This window comes from Pseudomonas sp. S31 (genome assembly GCF_016648105.1).
In the GTDB taxonomy this organism is placed as follows: Bacteria; Pseudomonadota; Gammaproteobacteria; order Pseudomonadales; family Pseudomonadaceae; genus Aquipseudomonas.
The window spans coordinates 86,105-104,439 of record NZ_JACVVE010000016.1 but is presented as its reverse complement, the minus strand read 5'-3'; the positions used below and the strand labels follow the sequence as shown (position 1 = coordinate 104,439).

At 64.6% G+C, this 18,335-nt stretch carries 17 protein-coding genes and 1 riboswitch; of the genes, 10 read left to right on the top strand and 7 right to left on the bottom strand.

The window, feature by feature from the left end:
* Nucleotides 1–28: 28 nt before the first annotated feature.
* The 4 genes from IAE37_RS14135 to IAE37_RS14120 all read right to left on the bottom strand — a co-directional run bounded on the left by IAE37_RS14135 (nt 29) and on the right by IAE37_RS14120 (nt 8,329).
* Nucleotides 29–2,746: a LuxR C-terminal-related transcriptional regulator gene (locus tag IAE37_RS14135; protein WP_201174572.1), complete on the bottom strand. Its 2,718-nt coding sequence runs from the start codon at nt 2,744–2,746 to the stop codon at nt 29–31.
* Between the two features lie 266 nt (nt 2,747–3,012).
* Entirely contained in the window at nt 3,013–4,377 is a 1,365-nt protein-coding gene (locus IAE37_RS14130) for a DUF1329 domain-containing protein (RefSeq protein WP_201174570.1), read from the bottom strand.
* Nucleotides 4,378–4,400: 23 nt separating this feature from the next.
* Nucleotides 4,401–6,320, bottom strand: coding sequence for a DUF1302 domain-containing protein (locus tag IAE37_RS14125; protein ID WP_201174568.1), 1,920 nt, complete (start codon nt 6,318–6,320; stop codon nt 4,401–4,403).
* Between the two features lie 326 nt (nt 6,321–6,646).
* A complete protein-coding gene (locus IAE37_RS14120) occupies nt 6,647–8,329 on the bottom strand; it encodes a fatty acid--CoA ligase (RefSeq protein WP_201174566.1) in 1,683 nt (560 codons plus the stop codon).
* Between the two features lie 184 nt (nt 8,330–8,513).
* Between IAE37_RS14120 and IAE37_RS14115 the strand changes: the two genes are divergently transcribed.
* The 5 genes from IAE37_RS14115 (at nt 8,514) to IAE37_RS14095 (ending at nt 12,322) form a co-directional block, all read left to right on the top strand.
* Nucleotides 8,514–9,479, top strand: coding sequence for a 2-hydroxyacid dehydrogenase (locus IAE37_RS14115; protein WP_201174564.1), 966 nt, complete (start codon nt 8,514–8,516; stop codon nt 9,477–9,479).
* 79 nt (nt 9,480–9,558) lie between these two features.
* Nucleotides 9,559–10,557: a class I SAM-dependent methyltransferase gene (locus IAE37_RS14110; protein WP_201174562.1), complete on the top strand. Its 999-nt coding sequence runs from the start codon at nt 9,559–9,561 to the stop codon at nt 10,555–10,557.
* A 38-nt stretch (nt 10,558–10,595) separates the two neighbouring features.
* Nucleotides 10,596–10,717: riboswitch (yybP-ykoY riboswitch) on the top strand.
* Nucleotides 10,718–10,804: 87 nt separating this feature from the next.
* The gene (locus IAE37_RS14105) at nt 10,805–11,389 is read left to right on the top strand and encodes a TMEM165/GDT1 family protein (protein ID WP_201174560.1); all 585 of its coding nucleotides are present in this window, start codon (nt 10,805–10,807) and stop codon (nt 11,387–11,389) included.
* 103 nt (nt 11,390–11,492) lie between these two features.
* Nucleotides 11,493–11,963 carry a hypothetical protein gene (locus tag IAE37_RS14100; RefSeq protein WP_201174558.1) on the top strand — a complete coding sequence of 157 codons (471 nt, stop codon included), beginning with the start codon at nt 11,493–11,495 and terminating at the stop codon, nt 11,961–11,963.
* Between the two features lie 68 nt (nt 11,964–12,031).
* The gene (locus tag IAE37_RS14095; RefSeq protein WP_201174556.1) at nt 12,032–12,322 is read left to right on the top strand and encodes a PA4642 family protein; all 291 of its coding nucleotides are present in this window, start codon (nt 12,032–12,034) and stop codon (nt 12,320–12,322) included.
* 61 nt (nt 12,323–12,383) lie between these two features.
* Here the strand turns inward: IAE37_RS14095 and mqo are convergent, their stop codons facing one another.
* Nucleotides 12,384–13,889 (bottom strand): malate dehydrogenase (quinone), encoded by a 1,506-nt coding sequence (gene mqo, locus IAE37_RS14090; protein ID WP_201174555.1) that lies wholly within the window; start codon nt 13,887–13,889, stop codon nt 12,384–12,386.
* 748 nt (nt 13,890–14,637) lie between these two features.
* Between mqo and IAE37_RS14085 the strand changes: the two genes are divergently transcribed.
* Nucleotides 14,638–15,222, top strand: coding sequence for a YajG family lipoprotein (locus IAE37_RS14085; RefSeq protein ID WP_201174553.1), 585 nt, complete (start codon nt 14,638–14,640; stop codon nt 15,220–15,222).
* 73 nt (nt 15,223–15,295) lie between these two features.
* Here IAE37_RS14085 and IAE37_RS14080 read toward each other — a convergent pair whose 3' ends face one another.
* Nucleotides 15,296–15,502: a hypothetical protein gene (locus IAE37_RS14080; RefSeq protein WP_201174551.1), complete on the bottom strand. Its 207-nt coding sequence runs from the start codon at nt 15,500–15,502 to the stop codon at nt 15,296–15,298.
* 157 nt (nt 15,503–15,659) lie between these two features.
* On the opposite strand from IAE37_RS14080, the gene IAE37_RS14075 reads away from it, so the two are divergent.
* Nucleotides 15,660–15,920, top strand: coding sequence for a hypothetical protein (locus tag IAE37_RS14075; protein ID WP_201174549.1), 261 nt, complete (start codon nt 15,660–15,662; stop codon nt 15,918–15,920).
* A 24-nt stretch (nt 15,921–15,944) separates the two neighbouring features.
* Here IAE37_RS14075 and IAE37_RS14070 read toward each other — a convergent pair whose 3' ends face one another.
* The gene (locus IAE37_RS14070; protein ID WP_201174547.1) at nt 15,945–17,114 is read right to left on the bottom strand and encodes a 1-acyl-sn-glycerol-3-phosphate acyltransferase; all 1,170 of its coding nucleotides are present in this window, start codon (nt 17,112–17,114) and stop codon (nt 15,945–15,947) included.
* Between the two features lie 118 nt (nt 17,115–17,232).
* Here IAE37_RS14070 and IAE37_RS14065 point away from each other — a divergent pair, with 118 nt between their 5' ends.
* The 3 genes from IAE37_RS14065 to IAE37_RS14055 are packed head-to-tail and all read left to right on the top strand — an operon-like array spanning nt 17,233 to nt 18,314.
* Nucleotides 17,233–17,418 carry a CPXCG motif-containing cysteine-rich protein gene (locus tag IAE37_RS14065; RefSeq protein WP_201174544.1) on the top strand — a complete coding sequence of 62 codons (186 nt, stop codon included), beginning with the start codon at nt 17,233–17,235 and terminating at the stop codon, nt 17,416–17,418.
* Nucleotides 17,418–17,678 carry a putative signal transducing protein gene (locus IAE37_RS14060; RefSeq protein ID WP_201174543.1) on the top strand — a complete coding sequence of 87 codons (261 nt, stop codon included), beginning with the start codon at nt 17,418–17,420 and terminating at the stop codon, nt 17,676–17,678. The genes IAE37_RS14065 and IAE37_RS14060 overlap by 1 nt, the downstream gene beginning before the upstream one ends.
* 15 nt (nt 17,679–17,693) lie before the next feature.
* Nucleotides 17,694–18,314 carry an SOS response-associated peptidase gene (locus IAE37_RS14055; protein ID WP_201174540.1) on the top strand — a complete coding sequence of 207 codons (621 nt, stop codon included), beginning with the start codon at nt 17,694–17,696 and terminating at the stop codon, nt 18,312–18,314.
* Nucleotides 18,315–18,335: the final 21 nt, after the last annotated feature.

The window sequence follows — 18,335 nt, the reverse complement described above, 5'->3', positions numbered from 1 at the left end:
TATCGGGCAATCCGCCCCAGGGCTACCTTCACGGCAACAGGCCCAGCGACTGCGCCCGGGCAACCGCCTGGGTACGCCGCTCCACGCCGAGTTTGCCGTTGATATGGCTGGCGTGGGTCTTGACCGTGTGCAACGAGATGAACAGCCGCTCGCTGATCTGCTGGTTCGAACAACCCTTGGCGATCAGCTCGAGCACGGCCAGTTCGCGCCCGCTCAACGCTTGCGCGCTGCCGCTATCGGCCAACGGCAGTTCCGGCAGGAACGCCAGCAACTGCGTGCGGGCAGGGCAGCCAGGGCTGGCCAGCAATTGCTCACGCAGCCAGCAAGGATGCTCTTGCAGCAACCGTTGGAAGGTTTGCAACACGCCGCCCCGGGACGCCTCCAGGGCCTGGCCCATCAACTCGGCAGCCTGGGCGTCATGCCCCTGACCAAGCCGCAGCGCCATCGATTGGCACAGTGCATGCGCCGTCAGCAACGTACCGCCACTGGCACGACCGCGCTCGACCAGGGCCTGCAGCCGCCGGGCCGCCTGCTCGGTGCGCCCCAGGGCACGTTCGAGCAAGGCCTGCTGCAGTTCGATATGCAGGGGCAGCAACGGGTGGAACTCCGGCGCCGCTGCCGGCTGCTCGCCGCCGTAGGTCTGGCCCAGGCGCAACAGCCACGACTCGGCCAGGTCGGTGCGGCCCTGGGCCAGCCAGAGCTCGCACTTCACCAGGGTAATCATGGCCAGGTAGAAGATCGGCGGCACGTCCCAGATGTGCATCAGCCGCTCGGCCTCGGCCAGCTCGGCGAAGGCCTCGGCGAACTGCCCCTCGCGGCCGTCCAGCGAAGCGATCACGCAATGCCCGATGAGCACGCTGATGTCCCGGCATGCACGGGCTTCGCTGAGCCCGGCACGCAAGCGCGCGCGCCCCTGGCTGTTCTGCAGGCGTGCGACCAGCAGGTAGCCTTCGTACAGGGTGAGCCGGGCACGCACCGCATACAGCCGCTGCGCCGACAAGCCCTGCAGCCGCTGCTGCCCCTCACGCACTTCGTCCAGGGCCCGCAGCACCTCGCCGCGGGCGTGCAGCACGCGCGCCCGGTCATAGTGGGCCAGGGCCTCGAACAAGGGATTGCCGACCCGTTGGGCCAGCTCCAGGGCCTCGCGGTTCCAGCCACGGGCGCGCCAGAAATCGGCATCGGCGATGGCCAGGTTGGACAGTGTCGAGAGGCATACCAGACGTTGCCCGTAACGTTTGTCCGGCAGGCTTTGTAGGGCCTCGCCACAATACGCCAGGGTCCGCGCGCGGTCACCGCGGCCTCGGGCGATCACCCCGCTGAGCGCCAGCCACTGGGCCAGCATCGAGCGCTGCGCGGTGGCCGAGGGTGCCGGCAGGAAACGGCTGAGGTAGCCTGACAGTTCTTCGGCGGCATCCAGCTGACAGGCCAGGCCCAGGGCCCAGCTGTACAGCACGATCAGGCGCGGCGTACTGATCAGCAGGCTGTCGGGCAGGTCCATCTTCCAGCGCAGCAACATGCCGACGTTCTGCTCGGCCAGCAGTTGCTCTTCCGACAGGCTCTGTACCAGATTGGCGGCCACGTCGAGGTGACCGGCCCGCAGGGCCTGCTCCACCGCTTCGTCCAGCAGGCCCTGGCCCTGGAACCAGCGGCAGGCACGCAAGTGCAGGCGTGCCAACGGTTCGCTGGCCTGGCGGCTGCGCAACAGGTCGGAAAACAGGTGGTGATAGCGGAACCAGTAGCCGTGTTCGTCCAGCGGCACCAGAAACACCTGGTGGGCCTGCAGGTAGCGCAGGATCGCCTGGCTGTCGTCGCGCTCGCGCAGGGCGTCGCACAACTGGGCACAGAACCGGTCCTGGCAGGCGGTATCGTCGAGAAATGCCTGCACATCCGGCGGCAGCAGGTCGATCACCTCTTCCAGCAGATAATCGCGTATCAACCCTTCGCCGCCGTGCAACGCCTGGGGCAAGGCCTGCTCGTCGCCAACCTCGCTGGCCGCCAGTTGCCAGAAGCGCAGCCCCGCCACCCAGCCGTCGCTGCGCTGGATCAGGTTGTCCAGAGCCTGTCCGCGCAGGCCGGTGGGCTGGCAGCCGATCACTTCCAGGGCTTCGTCGGCGGTCAGGCGCAGGTCCTGTTCGTTGAGTTCGACCAACTGCCGTGACAGGCGCAGCCGCGCCAGGTGCCAATCGGGGCGCTGGCGGCTGGTGACCAGCAGCACCAGGCCAGGCGGCAGGTGATTGAGGAAGAACTGCAGGCAACGGTCGAGCACCGCCCCCTGGGCCAGGTGGTAGTCATCGAGCACCAGCAGCAACGGCGTGTCGGGCTGCAGGTACAGGGCCAACTCGTCGAGCAGGCCGTCGAGCCATTCCTCGAAGGCGAACGGCTGGTGGCGCTGACGCATTTTCAGCAAGCCCATGGCCTGGCCTCCCAGGGCCGGGCAATACTGCTGCAGCCCTTCGAGCAGACGCTCCAGGAAGCGCCCGGGGTCGGCGTCGCGCTGGCTCAAGCCGAGCCACAGGCTGCGCCAGTGCTCGGGCAACGCCTGGCTGAACTCGATGGCCAACGAGCTCTTGCCGAACCCTGCCGGGGCGTTGACCAACAGCAAGCGCCCGCCAAGCCCGGCCTGCAAGCGCTGGCACAGGCGCGGGCGCAGCACATGCCCGTCCGGCAGTGGCGGCCGGAAGAAACGCCCGTCCAGCAGGCCCAGGGCCTGGCTGGCGAATCCATGCGTACGGGACAGATCTGTCATGGCCGGCTCGTTCTGGTTGGCAAACTACGGCGGTAAACGGATTGTTTGCGAGACTAGCCGGTAACGCGGCATATTTGAAGATGATGGGCGCAATTGCGTAGGGAAAGACTACGACAAAAAGCGACAAGGCCGATTGAAACCAGCTAGGGCGGGGGTTTGGCGGGGTATTCAGGGGTTTTATCGGGGATTTGCAGGGGGCTGAAATCGAGCGCCGCGCGGGCGGCGCTCGGTCTACCAGGCGCTGGAGATATAACGGCAAGCCGCTATCAGCGCACCCCATCCTGACGCAGCGCCGCTGGCTGGAAATCGCCCTTGCTGGCACTGAAACCGAAGTCGTAGGCGCGCTTCTCCTCGTTCTTCATGCCCAGCGCCAGGTAGCGGCCGGACTGCAGGTCGTAGATGGCTTCCAGGGTGTACCAGGGCACCTGCACGTTGTAGTAGTCCTGGGCGTGGGCCTCCGACACCCGCCAGAGCTGGCCACGGCCGTCGTACTGGTCGATCACCGCGGCCTGCCAGGTGTCTTCGTCGATGTAGAAGTCACGCTTGGCGTAGATATGCCGCTGCCCCGGTTTCAATGTCGCCACCACATGCCAGACCCGGCGCAATTCGTAGCGGGTCAGGTCCTGGTTGATGTGCCCGGCCTTGAGAATGTCGGCGTACTTCAGGCTCGGCGAGTCCAGCTTGTAGGTGTTGGAGGCGATATACAGTTCTTTCTTGCCCTCCAGCTTCCAGTCGTAGCGGTCGGGGGCACCGTTGTACATGTCCAGGTTGTCCGAGGTACGCAGGCCATCGGCAGCGGTGCCCGGCCCATCGTACGACACCTGCGGCGCCTGGCGCACGCGGCGCTGGCCGGCGTTGTAGATCCACGCCTTGCGCGGCTCCTTGACCTGGTCGAGGGTCTCGTGCACCAGCAGCACCGTCCCGGCCAGACGCGCCGGCGCGGTGACCTTCTGCTTGAAGTAGAACAGCACGTTGCCCGGGTCGTTCGGGTCGTAGTCCTTCATCCGATCACGAAAGACGAACTGGTCCTGGAAGTTCACCAGGCTGTAGGAGCCGTTCTGCTGCGGCGTGGCCTGGGTCACCAGACGGGTCACGCTGCCCCCCCGGTAGCGGGTGATGTGGTTCCAGATCACCTCGACGCCGCTCTTGGGAATCGGGAACGGCACAGCGGTACGGAAGTTGTTCAAGCCATTGCCGCCTTCGACCAGGGTGGTCTTGGTGGCGTTTTCCTTGATGGCGGCGAATACCTCGTCCGGCACGGTAGAGCCGCGGTGGGTCTTGTACACCGGGATCTTGTAGGTCTGTGGGTAGCGTTTGAACATCGCCACCTGCCCTGGCGACAGCTTGTCCTGGTACTTGTCGACGTTCTGCGCGGTGATGGTGAACAGCGGTTGCTCATTGCCGTACGGGTCGGCCAAGAAACCCTTGGCATCGACACTGCCCGCGGTCTTGGCCAGGGGCGCCCAGGCACCGATGCTGCCATCGGCATTGCCGGCCTTTTCCGCGCCCATCGGGGTCAGGGTGGTGCCGAGCTTGGCCGCTTCGTCGGCGGAAACCGCAGCCATGACGCTGGTCGCTAGCACCGACAGGCCCAGTACACCGGCCTGCAACAGACTTCTGGTCTTGTTCATCTCGTGTCGTCCTGGATCAGTTCTTAGAAGTTCACGCCGAAGCTGAGGGCGACGAAGTCGCGGTCATCCACGGTGCTGTACTTGCCGTCGAAGAAGTTGGTGTACGACAGGCTGGCGGTATAGGTGTTCTGGTACTCGGCATCCAGGCCCAGGCTGATCGCCTTGCGCCCTTCCTCGAAGTTGCCGCCCGGGCCCGGCGAATAGCCGTCGACGTCGTGCGACCAGGCCACGCTCGGGCGCAGGTTCACCCCGGCGAAGACGTTGTTGTAGTCCCAGATGGCGCGTACGCGGTAACCCCAGGAGTCGGTGGTGGTGTAGCCATCGTTCTCGCAGTAGCGCGAGACGTTGTTGGCGTCGCTGGTGCCCAGGGTGCTGCTGTTAAGCGCCTCGCACTGGCCGTTGGGCAACGGGCCCGGGCCGAACACCGGGTCGCGGCCGTAGCGGATCTTGCGGGTGCTTTCCAGGCCGCCGACGTGGGTCCAGCCGATTTCGCCGACCATGGTCAGGCGTTCGGCGCCCATCACCTGGTCGAAGAAGTGAGTGAAGGTGGTCTGCAGCTGGGTGATTTCCTTGCGCCGGTAGCCGGACTGGTCGGCACCCGGCGTGCCCTGGAGCACGGAGACGTCAGGATTGAGCGGGGTCAGCCCGGAGTAGAGGATGTCGGTGGTGTTGATCTGCACCGGGGCGTTCGGCCGGTAGCTGATCTCGCCGCTCCAGGCAGTGCCGGTCGGCAGCGTGGTGGAGAAGCTCAGGCCATACAGGCGGATGTCCTCGGGATACTCGACGTAGTAGCTGGAGTTGCCGGCCACCACCAGCGGCATCAGCGACGGCATCAGGTTGGCCAGTACCGAAGCCGGTACCCCAGCACCGACCAGGGCGGCAGCCAGGTTGTTCGGGTCAAAGTACTGGGCATCGGCGCCATGGCCGCTGAAGATCGGCGCGCGGCTGTGGTAGTTCATGAAGTAGCCACCGAACTCGGTGTTCAACGGCTCGAACATGTAGCGCATGGCCACGCCGAACTGGCCGCTGTCACGGGCATCGCGGTCGGCGCCGCGGCGCACGATCACGCCCTCATCGGGCGAGCCCCAGGTCACGTTCTGCGCCCCCAGGGTGCCGAGCACCGGCGCCGACAACGGGCCGAGGGCGCCGCTCAGGGTCGATTGCTTGGCCAGCACCGCCAGGTTGTTGTTGCAACCGTCGGCGATCACATCGGGCTGAGAGAAGAAGGTGCCACAGTTGTCGACCACCGTCTGGTCCCATTCCAGCTGGTAGAAGCCCTCGACCGACAGGTTGTCGGTGACGCTCTGCGACAGGTAGAACATGTTCACCGGGATCAGGCCTTCCTTGATTTCCGCACCTGGGCGGCGGAAGGCCGATACATCGATCGGGTTGATGGCGTTGATACCGCCGCCGATGAAGGTGCTTTCACCCCAGCTCACCACCTGCTTGCCCAGGCGCACGGTGCCCGGCAGGTCGGCGATGTTGTAGTTGTGGTAGACGAAGGCATCGAGCAGCTCGGCACCCGACGACTTGGCCCCTTCCTTGCGGTTGGAGTCGCTGATGTCCTTGAACTCGCGGCCCTCGTCCTTGAGTTCGAAGTCGTACCAGTACTTGCCCCGGACGAACACACCGGTGTCGCCGTACTTGAGCTCCAGGTCATGGATGCCCTTGAAGATCTTCGAGAAGGTCTCGCCCTTCTTGAAGTTCAGGTGGCCATCGTCGGAGGTCTGCGACAGCCCCTTGCCGCCGTTGTTGGCACCGATCAGGTTCTTGTTGGGATTGGCGGTGGACCAGCTGGCGCCGATGGAGAGCGACGAGTCGAACTGCGCCTCGATCTCCCCGATGTTGAAGCTGACGGCAAAAGCAGGACTTGCGAGCGTGGAAGCAAGGCTGACGGCCAGGGGCAGCTTGGCCCGGCGCCAGTACAGGTTTGCAGATTTCATCGACGCTACTCCATGTTTTTGTTATGGCAGTGAGTCCCTTCAGAAACGGCCCGTGCGACCGGTATGCAGGCCTGCACCCGCAGCGACACGGCTTGCGCGTGTCGCCCTCCCCCATTTCTGAAAATTCACCTGACCCGACTATAGCCAGCAAGACCAGGTGCTTGATCCCTCTAAAGTGTGATTTGCACGGCCACTGCGACACTTGCCGACGCAGGTCGGAACCTGCGCGTAACAGGCGCGAAAGCATGGCGCATTTTTTTCATTTGGCAAGGCCAGATCCCTCTATCGCGCGGGTTTCGAAGCGTTTTGCGCAACCCGCACTGCCTTCACAGCGTGGACAGGAATGCGCTGTTGCTGGCCTGCCACTGGGTGATGTCCAGACGAATGCGCTTCTTGTCCAACTTGCCGACGCTGGTCTTGGGAATTTCAGTAACAATGGCGATCTGGCTGGGAATGGCCCACTTGTTGATGTGACCTTCCTCGACAAAGGGCTTGAGGTGATCCTTCAGCGCCTTGGCGTCCACCGCGAGCCCTTCGCGCACCACCAACAAGGCGAACGGGCGCTCCCCCCACTGCGGGTCGGCCACGCCCACCACCGCCACTTCGCGCACGGCCGGGTGGCGGCTGATCAGGTCCTCGAGGTCCAGCGACGATACCCACTCACCGCCCGTCTTGATCACGTCCTTGATGCGATCGCGGATATCGATGTAGCCCATACCGTCTAGGGTGGCGACGTCACCGGTGTGCAGCCAGCCGCCCTGCCAAAGCTCCTCGCTCTTCTCCGGCTCCTTGAAATAGCCCATGGTCAGCCACGGCGCTCGCAACACCAGTTCGCCCTGGGTCTCGCCATCGGCCGGAAGGAAATTGCCGCCACCATCGACGATCGCCGCCTCCACCAGCGGCACCGGCACGCCGGCCTTGATTCGGTAGGTGACGCGCTCGTCTTCGCCACCGGCCTGCAGCTCGTCGTTCAGGTGCGCGGCCGAGATCAGCGGGCAGGTTTCCGACATGCCGTAGGCAGCGGTCAGCTGAATGCCCCGGGCCAGCGCGGCCTGGTACAGCGAGCGGTTGAGCGCGCTGCCGCCGATGATGATCTTCCAGCCGCCGAAGTCCTGACCCTGGGACGACGGGCAGTTGAGCAGCATCTGCAGGATGGTCGGCACGCAGTGGGAGAACGTCACCTGCTCATCGCGCCACAGCTTCACCAGCATCTCCGGCTCGTAGCGGCCCGGGTAGACCTGTTTCATGCCGAGCATGGTGGCAGCATAGGGGATGCCCCAGGCGTGGACGTGGAACATCGGCGTGATCGGCATGTACACGTCGTTGCTGCCCAGCAGCCTGACGCTGTCGATGCTGCCGGTGACCGAGGCTTCGGCGAGGGTGTGCAGGACCAGCTGGCGATGGGTGAAGTACACGCCCTTGGGGTTGCCGGTGGTCCCGGTGGTGTAGAACGTGGTGGCCACCGAGTCTTCGTCGAAGTCGGGGAAATCGTAATGCGGGCTGGCGGCGGCGAGCAGTTGCTCGTACTCGCCCACCAGCTCGGGCAGGTCGGCGCTCTTGCTCTGGCCATCGGTCAGCAGCAGGGTCTTCTCGACCGTGGTCAACTGCCCGGCAATGGCCTGGTAAAGGCCGACGAAGTCGCTGTTGACCAGTACCAGGCGGTCCTCGGCGTGGTTCATGGTGTAAAGGATCTGCTCGGGCGACAGGCGCACGTTGATGGTATGCACCACGGCGCCGATCATCGGGATAGCGAACATGCATTCCAGGTAACGGTGGCTGTCCCAGTCCATCACCGCCACGGTGTCGCCGGCCTTGACCCCGGCCTCGGTGAGGACGTTGGCCAGCCGCGCGATGCGTTCGTTGAGCTGCGGGTAGGTCAGGCGCAACTGGTCGCGGTAGACGATCTCGCGGGTCTTCTCGTAGCGGCTGCCCGACATCAGCAGGCGTTTGATCAGCAGCGGAAAGGTGTAGGCGCCCTCGGCGGGCTTGATGATGCGCGTCTGCAACATGGTTATCCCTTTTCTGAACAGCGTGCCGGATAAAGTCTGCAACTACTGTAGACCGACAATGTGACGGCTAAATCAGCCGAAGGAATGATTTGCCGGTGCGAGGTATGAGCGGCAGGCGTTGACGAGTGGCAGCCGCGGGCTAGACACTGCGCTGACAACAATCGCCAAGCCACCGGAGCCTCCCATGCCCACCCCGCGTCGCGCCGTGTTCCTCGATCACCAGTCCCTCGACCTGGGCGATCTCGACCTCTCGCCTCTGCAGCAGCAGTTCGACGAATTCGAGCTGTTCGCCGCCACCCGCCCCGAGCAGGTGGCCGAACGCTTGCAGGGCGCCGTCGCAGTGGTCAGCAACAAGGTGGTGCTCGACGCCCAGGTCCTGGCAGCCAACCCGCAACTCGAACTGATCCTGGTGGCGGCGACCGGCACCAACAACGTCGACCTGGCCGCCGCCCGCGCCCAGGGCATCACCGTGTGCAACTGCCAGGGCTACGGTACCCCCTCGGTGGCCCAGCACACCCTGGCGCTGCTGCTGGCCCTGGCCACGCGCCTGTGCGACTACAACCAGGCGGTGGCTGCGGGCCAATGGGCCAAGGCCAAGCAGTTCTGCCTGCTGGACTTCCCGATCGTCGAACTGGAGGGCAAGACCCTCGGCCTGCTTGGCCATGGCGAGCTTGGCGGCGCGGTGGCGCGCCTGGCCGAAGCCTTCGGCATGCGTGTGCTGAGCGGGCAGATCCCTGGTCGCCCGGCCCGTGACGACCGCCTGCCGCTGGACGAGCTGCTGCCGCAGATCGACGCACTGACCTTGCACTGCCCGTTGAACGAGCACACCCGGCACATGATCGGCAGCCGCGAACTGGCCCTGCTCAAGCCCGGCGCCCTGGTGGTGAACACCGCCCGTGGCGGCCTGATCGACGAACAGGCCCTGGCCGATGCCCTGCGCGCCGGCCACCTGGGCGGCGCCGCCACCGACGTGCTCAGCGTCGAGCCACCGGTCAATGGCAACCCGTTGCTGGCCGATGATATCCCCCGCCTGCTGATCACCCCGCACAGCGCCTGGGGCGCGGTGGAAGCCCGCCAGCGCATCGTCGGCCAGCTCAGCGAAAACGCCCAGGCGTTCTTCGCCGGCCAGCCGCGTCGCGTGGTCAGCTGAAGCTGCCCGGCAAGCTCGGCAGCTGAGCACGGCAGCCGCCTCTGCTAAACTGCGCGACTTTTTCCAGGAGGCGTCGTCCATGGACCCGCGCAGTGAAGTGTTGCTCCGCCAGGCAGACCTGTTCCAGGGCCCGCTGCTGCTCGCCGGTGCCCCCGCCGACGGTCTGCTCGGCCAGTTGCCGCAGGCCCAGGCATGGGTCTGGCATGCGGGCGACCAGACCATGCTCGAAAGCCACTTCCCCGGTCGCAGCCACTACGGTGTCGAGGCGCCGGCGCTGGCCTTCGACGCCGCTGTGCTGTTCCTGCCCAAGTCGCGTGACCTGGCAGCCTACCTGATCAATGCCTTGGCCTCGCGCCTGGGCGGACGCGACCTCTACCTTGTGGGCGAGAAGCGCGGCGGCATCGAGGGCGCGGCCAAGCAACTGCAAGCCCTGGGCAAGCCGCGCAAGCTCGACAGTGCCCGCCACTGCCAGTTGTGGCAGGTGACCGTGGACCACGCCCCGGCGGCCAAGCCGCTGGAAAGCCTGGCAGAACGCTTCGAGCTGGACCTGGAGGATGGTCCGCTGCAGGTGGTGAGCCTGCCCGGGGTTTTCAGCCACGGCCGCCTCGACCGTGGCAGCGCGCTGCTGCTCAAGCACCTCGACGATCTGCCGGTCGGCCACGTACTGGACTTTGGCTGCGGCGCCGGGCTGCTGGGCGCCACGGTCAAGCGGCGCTATCCGCAAAGCCAGGTGACACTGCTCGACGTGGACGCCTTCGCGGTGGCCGCCAGCCGCCTGACCTTGGCCGCCAATGGCCTGCAAGGCGATGTCATCAGCGGTGACGGCATCGATGCGGCACCCGGTGAACTGAGCCTGATCCTGAGCAACCCGCCGTTCCACACCGGAGTTCACACCAACTACCAGGCATCGGAAAACCTGCTGAAAAAATCTGGCCAACATCTGCGAAAAGGCGGCGAAATTCGCCTTGTCGCCAACAGCTTCCTGCGTTACCAACCGCTGATCGAAGGCGCCCTGGGCAACTGCCAGACCCGCGCCGAAGCCGATGGTTTTCGCATCTACCAGGCAACACGCGGATAACATCAGGGCTTGCCGAAATCGATTCGGCTAGGCAGAATCCGCTCCGTCCTAGGGGAGTAGTCTCCCGCGAGCACCCAGCTCGCCCGGTACGCGTCAACATACTTGGCCCACAGGCCATGGCGCGTGCGACCCGAGGTCCGCACAGACGGGCCCAGGGTTTGACAAGACCTATGACACGCACACCTTACCCGGGGCGGGGAGGTCGTACGTGTCATAGCCGTGTCGACCCGCCCCCGTAGGAAACCTGATGCTGGAATCTCTGCTCGTCCCCACCGCGATCGTCGCCCTCGCCGAAATCGGCGATAAAACGCAATTGCTCGCGCTCATTCTCGCCGCCCGCTTCCGCAAGCCTTGGCCGATCATCGCCGGCATCATCGCGGCTACCCTCGCCAACCATGCTGCCGCCGGTGCCGTGGGCGCCTGGGTCAGCGGGTTCTTCACCGAAACGATGCTGCACTGGATCCTCGCCGCGAGTTTCACGGCTACCGCGCTGTGGACCCTGGTGCCGGACAAGATGGACGACGACGAGAATCCGGCCCGCCGCTTCGGCCCGTTCCTGACCACCCTGATCGCCTTCTTCCTGGCCGAGATCGGCGACAAGACCCAGGTCGCCACGGTGATGCTGGCCGCGCAGTACCCGCACCTGATCATGGTCATCATCGGTACCACCCTGGGCATGCTGATCGCCAACGTCCCCGTGGTCCTGGCCGGTAATTTCGCAGCCGACAAACTGCCGCTGGCATTGATTCGCCGCCTGGCCGCCGCGGCCTTCTTCGTGCTGGCGATCATCGCCGTGTACTCGGCGATGAAGGCCAGTGGCTGGGTTGGCTGAAGATAGACGCGGGGCTGCCTGGCAGCCCTGTTGTGGTGCGGGTGAAGCGGCATGCTAGAGTGCCTCCTCCTGCCAAGGAGCCATACAAGGAGCTACACAAGTCATGCGTGCGATCCTTCCCCTCCTGCTGGTGCTGAGCCTGCCCGCCGTCGCCGCGCCGATGCATGGCCAGTTCCTGCCACCGGACGACCAGTCGCTGCGCCAGGAAGCGCCGACCAGCCAGCAATTGCTGCAGGTCACCGACTATTCGGTGGTGGTCGGTGCGCAACGTCCGTCCGACCAGCAGCCGATCCCGATCACTTCATCGTTACAGATGCGCCTGAAGGGCAAGCCGCTGAGCAAGGGCGCGACGATCGGCCAGGTGCTGCTGACCTTCGACGGCGAAGCCGGCAAGAGCCTGAAGAAACCGGTATACGACGAACAGACCCGCACCCTGAACCTCAACTACCCGGTCAGCGATTACCGGGTGATCATGGACCTGCTGCGCAACGAGACCCTGTACGTGCAGTTCCTGACCTACGCCAACGGCCATGTCTGGGCCGACCTGCACACCGGCACCGTACGTACGCGTTGAGGCGCGCCGCCCCAGGGGGGTACACTGCCGGCCTTCGAAATTCCGTGATGATCCAGTTGGAGCCGGCAATGCGCAAAGACAAGAAGCAGGTGATTGGTGACGAGATCAGCGATGACTACGTCAAGACGTTCCTTCAGTTCGAACCCGCCGATGGCGTGACCTCGCCGTCGTTGCACAAGCTGGTCAAGGCCTACCGTGGCCTGCGTGTCGACGACTTCGAGCGCTTCGTCGGCTTCTTCGTCGAAGCCGGCTACGACCTGGACGGCAAGGACGAACATGGCAAGACCTTCGTTCAGCTGATCGAAGACCAGCGCAATGCGCCGGAGTACATCGAGATCATCGCCAACGCCCGGGGTTGATTTCGGCCTGTGCAGGCCACGAAAAAACGCCCCGAAGGGCGTTTTTTCGTTTCAGGCCGGCTTAGGCGTAATGCTTGGCCGGGCTGTTTTCCACCAGCTCCAGCGCCACGTCGTTGTCGGCGCTGATCTTGTGGTACAGCGCCGCATCGGTCGCCAGGGTCTTCTCGCGGGCCGGGAAGATCTCCTTGAGCTTGGCGGCCCAGGCGCCCTTGGCCTGCTCGGGGAAGCAGCGTTCGATCAGTTCGAGCATGATCGAGACGGTTACCGAAGCGCCTGGCGATGCGCCAAGCAGAGCCGCCAGGCTGCCGTCCTGGGCCGAGACCAACTCGGTGCCGAACTGCAGGATGCCTCCCTTCTTCGGGTCCTTCTTGATGATCTGCACACGCTGACCGGCCACTTCCAGGCGCCAGTCCTCGGCCTTCGCTTCGGGGTAGAAGCGACGCAGCGATTCGAGGCGCTGTTCCATCGACTGCATCACTTCGCTGACCAGGTACTTGGTCAGGTCCATGTTGTCGCGCGCCACGGCCAGCATCGGGCCGATGTTGCCCATGCGCACCGACAGCGGCAGGTCCATGAACGAACCATGCTTGAGGAACTTGGTGGTGAAGCCTGCGTACGGCCCGAACAGCAGCGACTTCTTGCCATCGACCACACGAGTGTCGAGGTGCGGTACCGACATGGGCGGCGCGCCGACCGCAGCCTGGCTGTAGACCTTGGCCTGGTGCTGCTTGACGATCTCCGGGTTGTCGCAACGCAGCCACTGGCCGCTGACCGGGAAGCCGCCAAAGCCCTTGCTCTCCGGGATGCCCGACAGCTGCAGCAGCGGCAGGGCCGCACCACCGGCGCCGAGGAACACGAAGCGGGCGTCGACTTCACGGCTACCGCCGCTGTTGACGTCCTTGATGCTGACGGTCCAGCCACTGCCGTTACGGCGCAGGCCGACGACCTTCTTGCTGTACTTGACCTGGGCGTCCGGGGCATCGCCCAGCACCTTGAGCAGCTTGTTGGTCAAGGCGCCGAAGTTGACGTCGGTGCCCTTGAGCACGCGGGTGGCGGCGATGCGCTGGTCGGCCGGGCGGCCCGGCATCATCAGCGGCATCCAGTCCTTCATCACGGCCTGGTCTTCGGTGTATTCCATCTCGGCGAAGGCATGGTGCTGCTTGAGCAGCTCGTAGCGCTTCTTGAGGAAACCGATGCCCTTGTCACCCTCGACGTAGCTCAGGTGCGGGACCGGGTTGATGAAGGAACGGGCCGAGCCGAAGTTGCCTTTCTTGCTCAGGTAGGCCCAGAACGAGCGCGAGACCTCGAACTGGGTATTGATGTGCACGGCCTTCTTGATGTCGATGCTGCCATCGGCGGCCTGGGGCGTGTAGTTCAGCTCGCACAGGCCGGCGTGGCCGGTACCTGCGTTGTTCCAGGGGTTGGAGCTTTCAGCGGCCCCGGAGTCCATCGCCTCGACGACCTCCAGCTTGAGGGTCGGGTCGAGCTCCTTGAGCAGTACGGCCAGGGTGGCACTCATGATGCCCGCGCCTACCAGTACCACATCAACCGATTCGTTCTGCGCCATTTAACGCGTCTCCACAATCTACAGCTACCTAATTGACAGCATAGGACCACTGGGGTCGCCAGGGATCGCCATGTCCGACTCTTCGCAGTTCTTGCAACTTCCGCGGACACCGCCAATCAGTCTTCGGGTTCAGGTATTGAACGCCGTTTGCCACGGGTGCGGCAATTCGACTTATGGTCAAGGGTACCCAGCGTGCGTTAGAGAAACGGTTCAACCACCCATTCGCGATGAGCGATCTTGCCGCCTGTTCAGGGCTGTTCGGGACACATCTGCCGCTTTTACACATGCCAGACTGTTCATTGCTCGCCACACTCTCGTGAAGTTGTGAAAAACCGTTTTTTCACGCTCTTTTGGAGTCGTGAACCTCAAAAGGGGACTGCGCGATGGCAACCCACAGGTTCATGCAGTGCGAAGGGCCGGGAAAAGCAGGCACGACAGCCGATGCAAGACCTGAGTGGAAGGCTCTCTGTGGGCAAGGCGGTGAAGGTGCCGGGGTCAAGCGGCGAATGCGGGGCCCGATCAGGAGACGTCCTTATAATCGGGGGGAGATTATAACGATGTCGCAGGCAGAAAGGTCGGAAATCGTGGTTTTTATTGCAGCGTTTGTCCGTTTATCGGCGTGCGCACGTGCATGCGTTGCCGTGCGCGCCCGCAAAAACCCGCCCTGGCGGGCCTTCGCGGCCGATGACTGGGCGCCGCGAGGCTAGGTATACTGTGCGCCTTTGCCGTCTTTTCTGGAGAAATGCGCATGTTGCAACGTCTGTTGTTCGGTGTGCTCGCCGTGGCCAGCCTGAGCCTGGTCGGTTGTGCCCACAGCCCGCAACAACTCAACCCGCAACCCCAGCTCACCGCCCAGCTCGCCCCGGTCGGCCACGGCCAGCCGGTCGTGGTCCGCGTGGTCGATGGCCGGGCTTCGCAGTCGCTGGGCACTCGCGGTGGCATGTACCCCGAGACCAGCACCATCAGCGTCAGCGGCAACGACGTGGTGCCCAAGCTGCAGGCCCAGGCCGAAGCAGCCGTACGCCTGCTGGGCTTCACTCCGACGCCCAATGCTGGCAACGCCCCGCAATTGACCGTGACCCTGGCCGAACTCAAGTACCAGTCGCCCAAGGACAACCTGTACGTGACCGAAGCCACCATCGGTGCGACCTTCCGGGCCGATGTATCCAACGCCAGCCGCCGCTACAGCGGCCGCTACGGCGCTTCGCTGGACCAGCGCTTCGGCATGGCGCCGAACCAGGAAACCAACACCAAGCTGGTGAGCGACGTGCTCAGCGACGCCCTGACCCGCCTGTTCAAGGACCCGACCATCGGTCAGGTACTGGCCGAGTAAGCCTCTGCGCGCAACACCAAAAAGCCCGCTGCCTGGTTCCAGGCAGCGGGCTTTTTCATGTGCGAGTCAGGCCCTAGGCCGCTTCTATATGGAAATCGAGCAGGCTGACGCCAGTACCGGCATCGACCTCGGGCAGGTCGTCATGGGCATGCCCGCCCAGGGCACAGTAGACCAGCCACTGGCGGTCCTGGACATTGATGGCGAAACCGTCGATCAACGCCTGCTGCTCTTCGCTCTGGGCGACGAGGTAGAGGCGATCCTGGTTTTCGGCGTGCAGCATGACAAGCTCCGTCTGATCGAAAGGCCGACAGGGTGGGCTATTCTTATGACGAGCTTGTGACACATGAAATTAAATGACAGTTGGTCGCCAAGCCCGGGCGCGCCCCAGGGGTTTGGGTAGAATGCCAGCCTTTCGTTGTTCCAACCGAGGTTGCTCGATGTCCTTGCACGTGCTCTGGGGGTTCCTGGTCGCCCACCCGACCAAGCTGATCAATCTGCTGGCATTGCTGCTGACCTGCCCGGGCGGACTGTTGCTGCAGAACGCGCGGCGCCGCGCGGCCGTGACCCGCGAGCGCCTGGCGGTGGACGAAGGCACGGTGGAGACGTTCGACCAGCGCGTGCCGCGCTACTACTACATCCTTGGCTTCTCGTGCCTGGCCATGGCCCTGCTGCTGTCGTGGTTCAGCACCTGGATCTGAACCCGCCAAGCAGGCACCTGCGGCTCAGGCCACCGGCGCCTGCTGCCTGACCTGGTACTGGTTGCGCACCGGAGTGGCGTACTGCAACACCAGGTAAGGCCGCTGCTCCTGCGGGCAGGCGTCCAGGCGGCGCTGCCACTCTTCCCTGGCCTTGGCCAGCTCTTCGGCCGGGAATACCTTCTCGGCGCTCGGCACCTGCAGGGCCTCGTCCTTTTCGTCCCACATCGCGTAGGCCAGGTAGTGCACCGGGAACAAGCGGTAGCCACCGAGGATCTGCCGGTCGATTTCCTGCGCCAGTTGCTTGGTGTCCTCGTAGTACTCGGTCACCGGCGGGGCGAAGTTGATGTGCACCCGGCCCTTGTAGCCGGTAATGCCCTTGGCGATGCTGTTGTCGTCCTCGCCCGGCGCTTTCTTGTAGGTGCCTGTGGTGGCGCGGATGTAAAGCTCGCGGGCCTTGGCCTGGTCGCATGGGTCGTATTCGTAGCTGATCGACACCGGAATCAGGTTCAGACCCTGGATGACCGCGCCGAACGCCTCGTCCTTGCGGCTCATGTGGAACATCTTGAGGATCGCCGAATCGGTGCGGTCGTCACCGTCCTTGGCGCGGCCTTCGGCCTGGGCGATCCAGATCGACACGCAGTCGTTGCGGATCGAGTGGTTGATGTAGGCCGAGAGCAGCTGGTAGGCGGCGAGCTTCTCGCGACGGCCGCTGATCGAACGGTGCACGATGAAGCTCTTGTTCAGGCGCATCATGTCGCTGACGAAGGGCTTTTGCAGCAGGTTGTCGCCAATGGCGATGCGCGGCGTCGGCAGGCCGGCGTGGTACACGGCATAGTTGACGAAGGCCGGGTCCATGACGATGTCGCGGTGGTTGGCCAGGAACAGGTAGGCCGTGCCTGACTTGAGCTGCTCGACGCCCGAATAGGTGACGCCATCAGTGGCGCGATCGATGGTTCGGTCGACGTAGTACTCGACCTTGTCCTGCAGGGTCGAGACGCAAGTGACGCCGGTGAACTCCTTACGCAGGCGGCGGGCGATCAGCGGCTTGAGCAGCCAGCCAAAGGCGCCCGCCGCACGCGGGAAGCGGAAGTGGGTGAGGATATCGAGGAATGCCGGGTCGCTGAGCAGGCGCGCCAGAACGGCAGGGACCTCAGCGTCGTCGTACGGTCGGATGGCATCGAATTCGCCCATCATGCTCTCTTGTTGGAAACGGCTAGGGTAATAAATCAGGGGGCCCAAGAAACGGCTCGGACACGCACAGCCCCTGTAGACAGATCGGCAATTATACGCACAAGTCAGCCCGGAGGCCGCGATGCTGGAAACCGACTTCTATGATTGTCCTTATTGCGGCGAACGGGTGGAGACCACCATCGACCTTTCCGCCGGCGACCAGGTGTATACCGAGGACTGCCAGGTGTGTTGCCAACCCGTGGTGTTCATCCTGCAGGTGCACGGTGACGAATGGATGCTCGATGTCAGACGCGAGGACGATGCCTGATGCGGCGGATCTACGAGCCGGAAAATTTGCTGGAAGCGCAAATGCTGGTGGGCATGCTCGCCAGTGAGGGCGTCGAGGTGCACCTGATCGGACGCGACCTGATCGGCGCCGTGGGCGAACTGCCGGTGCACGGTTTGCTTGGCCTGGCCGTTCCCGACGCGCAGGCCGACTACGCACGGCAACTGATCGATGCGTACAATGGTGCCCAGCCGCTCGCCGGCGACGAACCGGAGCACGTACCCGGTACCTTGATCTGCTAGGTTTTCAATTCGCCCATGTGTGGACGCTACGCCCTGTTTCGCTGGCCCCAGGCCCTGGCCAACCTGCCAGGCTTTCCCCAAGGCCAACCTGCGCAATGGAACATCTCGCCGGGCGCCTCGGTACTGATCCAACGCCAGGTCGATGGCCTGGCGCAGGTGGCCAGGGCGCGCTGGGGGCTGACCCCGGCCTGGCTCACAGACCTTTCCCGCACCCCCGCCCATGCACGCGCCGAAACCCTGGCCGAACAGCCCATGTTCCGCGAGCCGTTCCGTCAACGGCGCTGCCTGATGCCGGCCAACGGCTTCTACGAATGGCGCGGCACGGCGCGCAAGCGCCCGTACTGGCTGACCCCAGGCGAGGGTTCGTCGCTGTGCTTCGCCGCGGTTTGGGAGGCCTACCCGGTGCAGGACCAGGTCTGGCTGAGCTGCGCGGTGGTGACCCAGGCGGCGATGAACCAGCGCCGGCCGTTGATCCTCGATGAAGCCGGACAAGCGGCGTGGCTGGACCCCGACACCCCGCTGGCGCGCCTGCACGAACTGCTCGCCAGCCCACCTGCGACCCTGCGCGAGCGAGCCCTGGCGAATTTCGTCAACGATCCCAAGCTGGATGCACCGGAGTGCCTGACGCCGGCTTGAAGCCTTGGGTTGCCCTGCCGA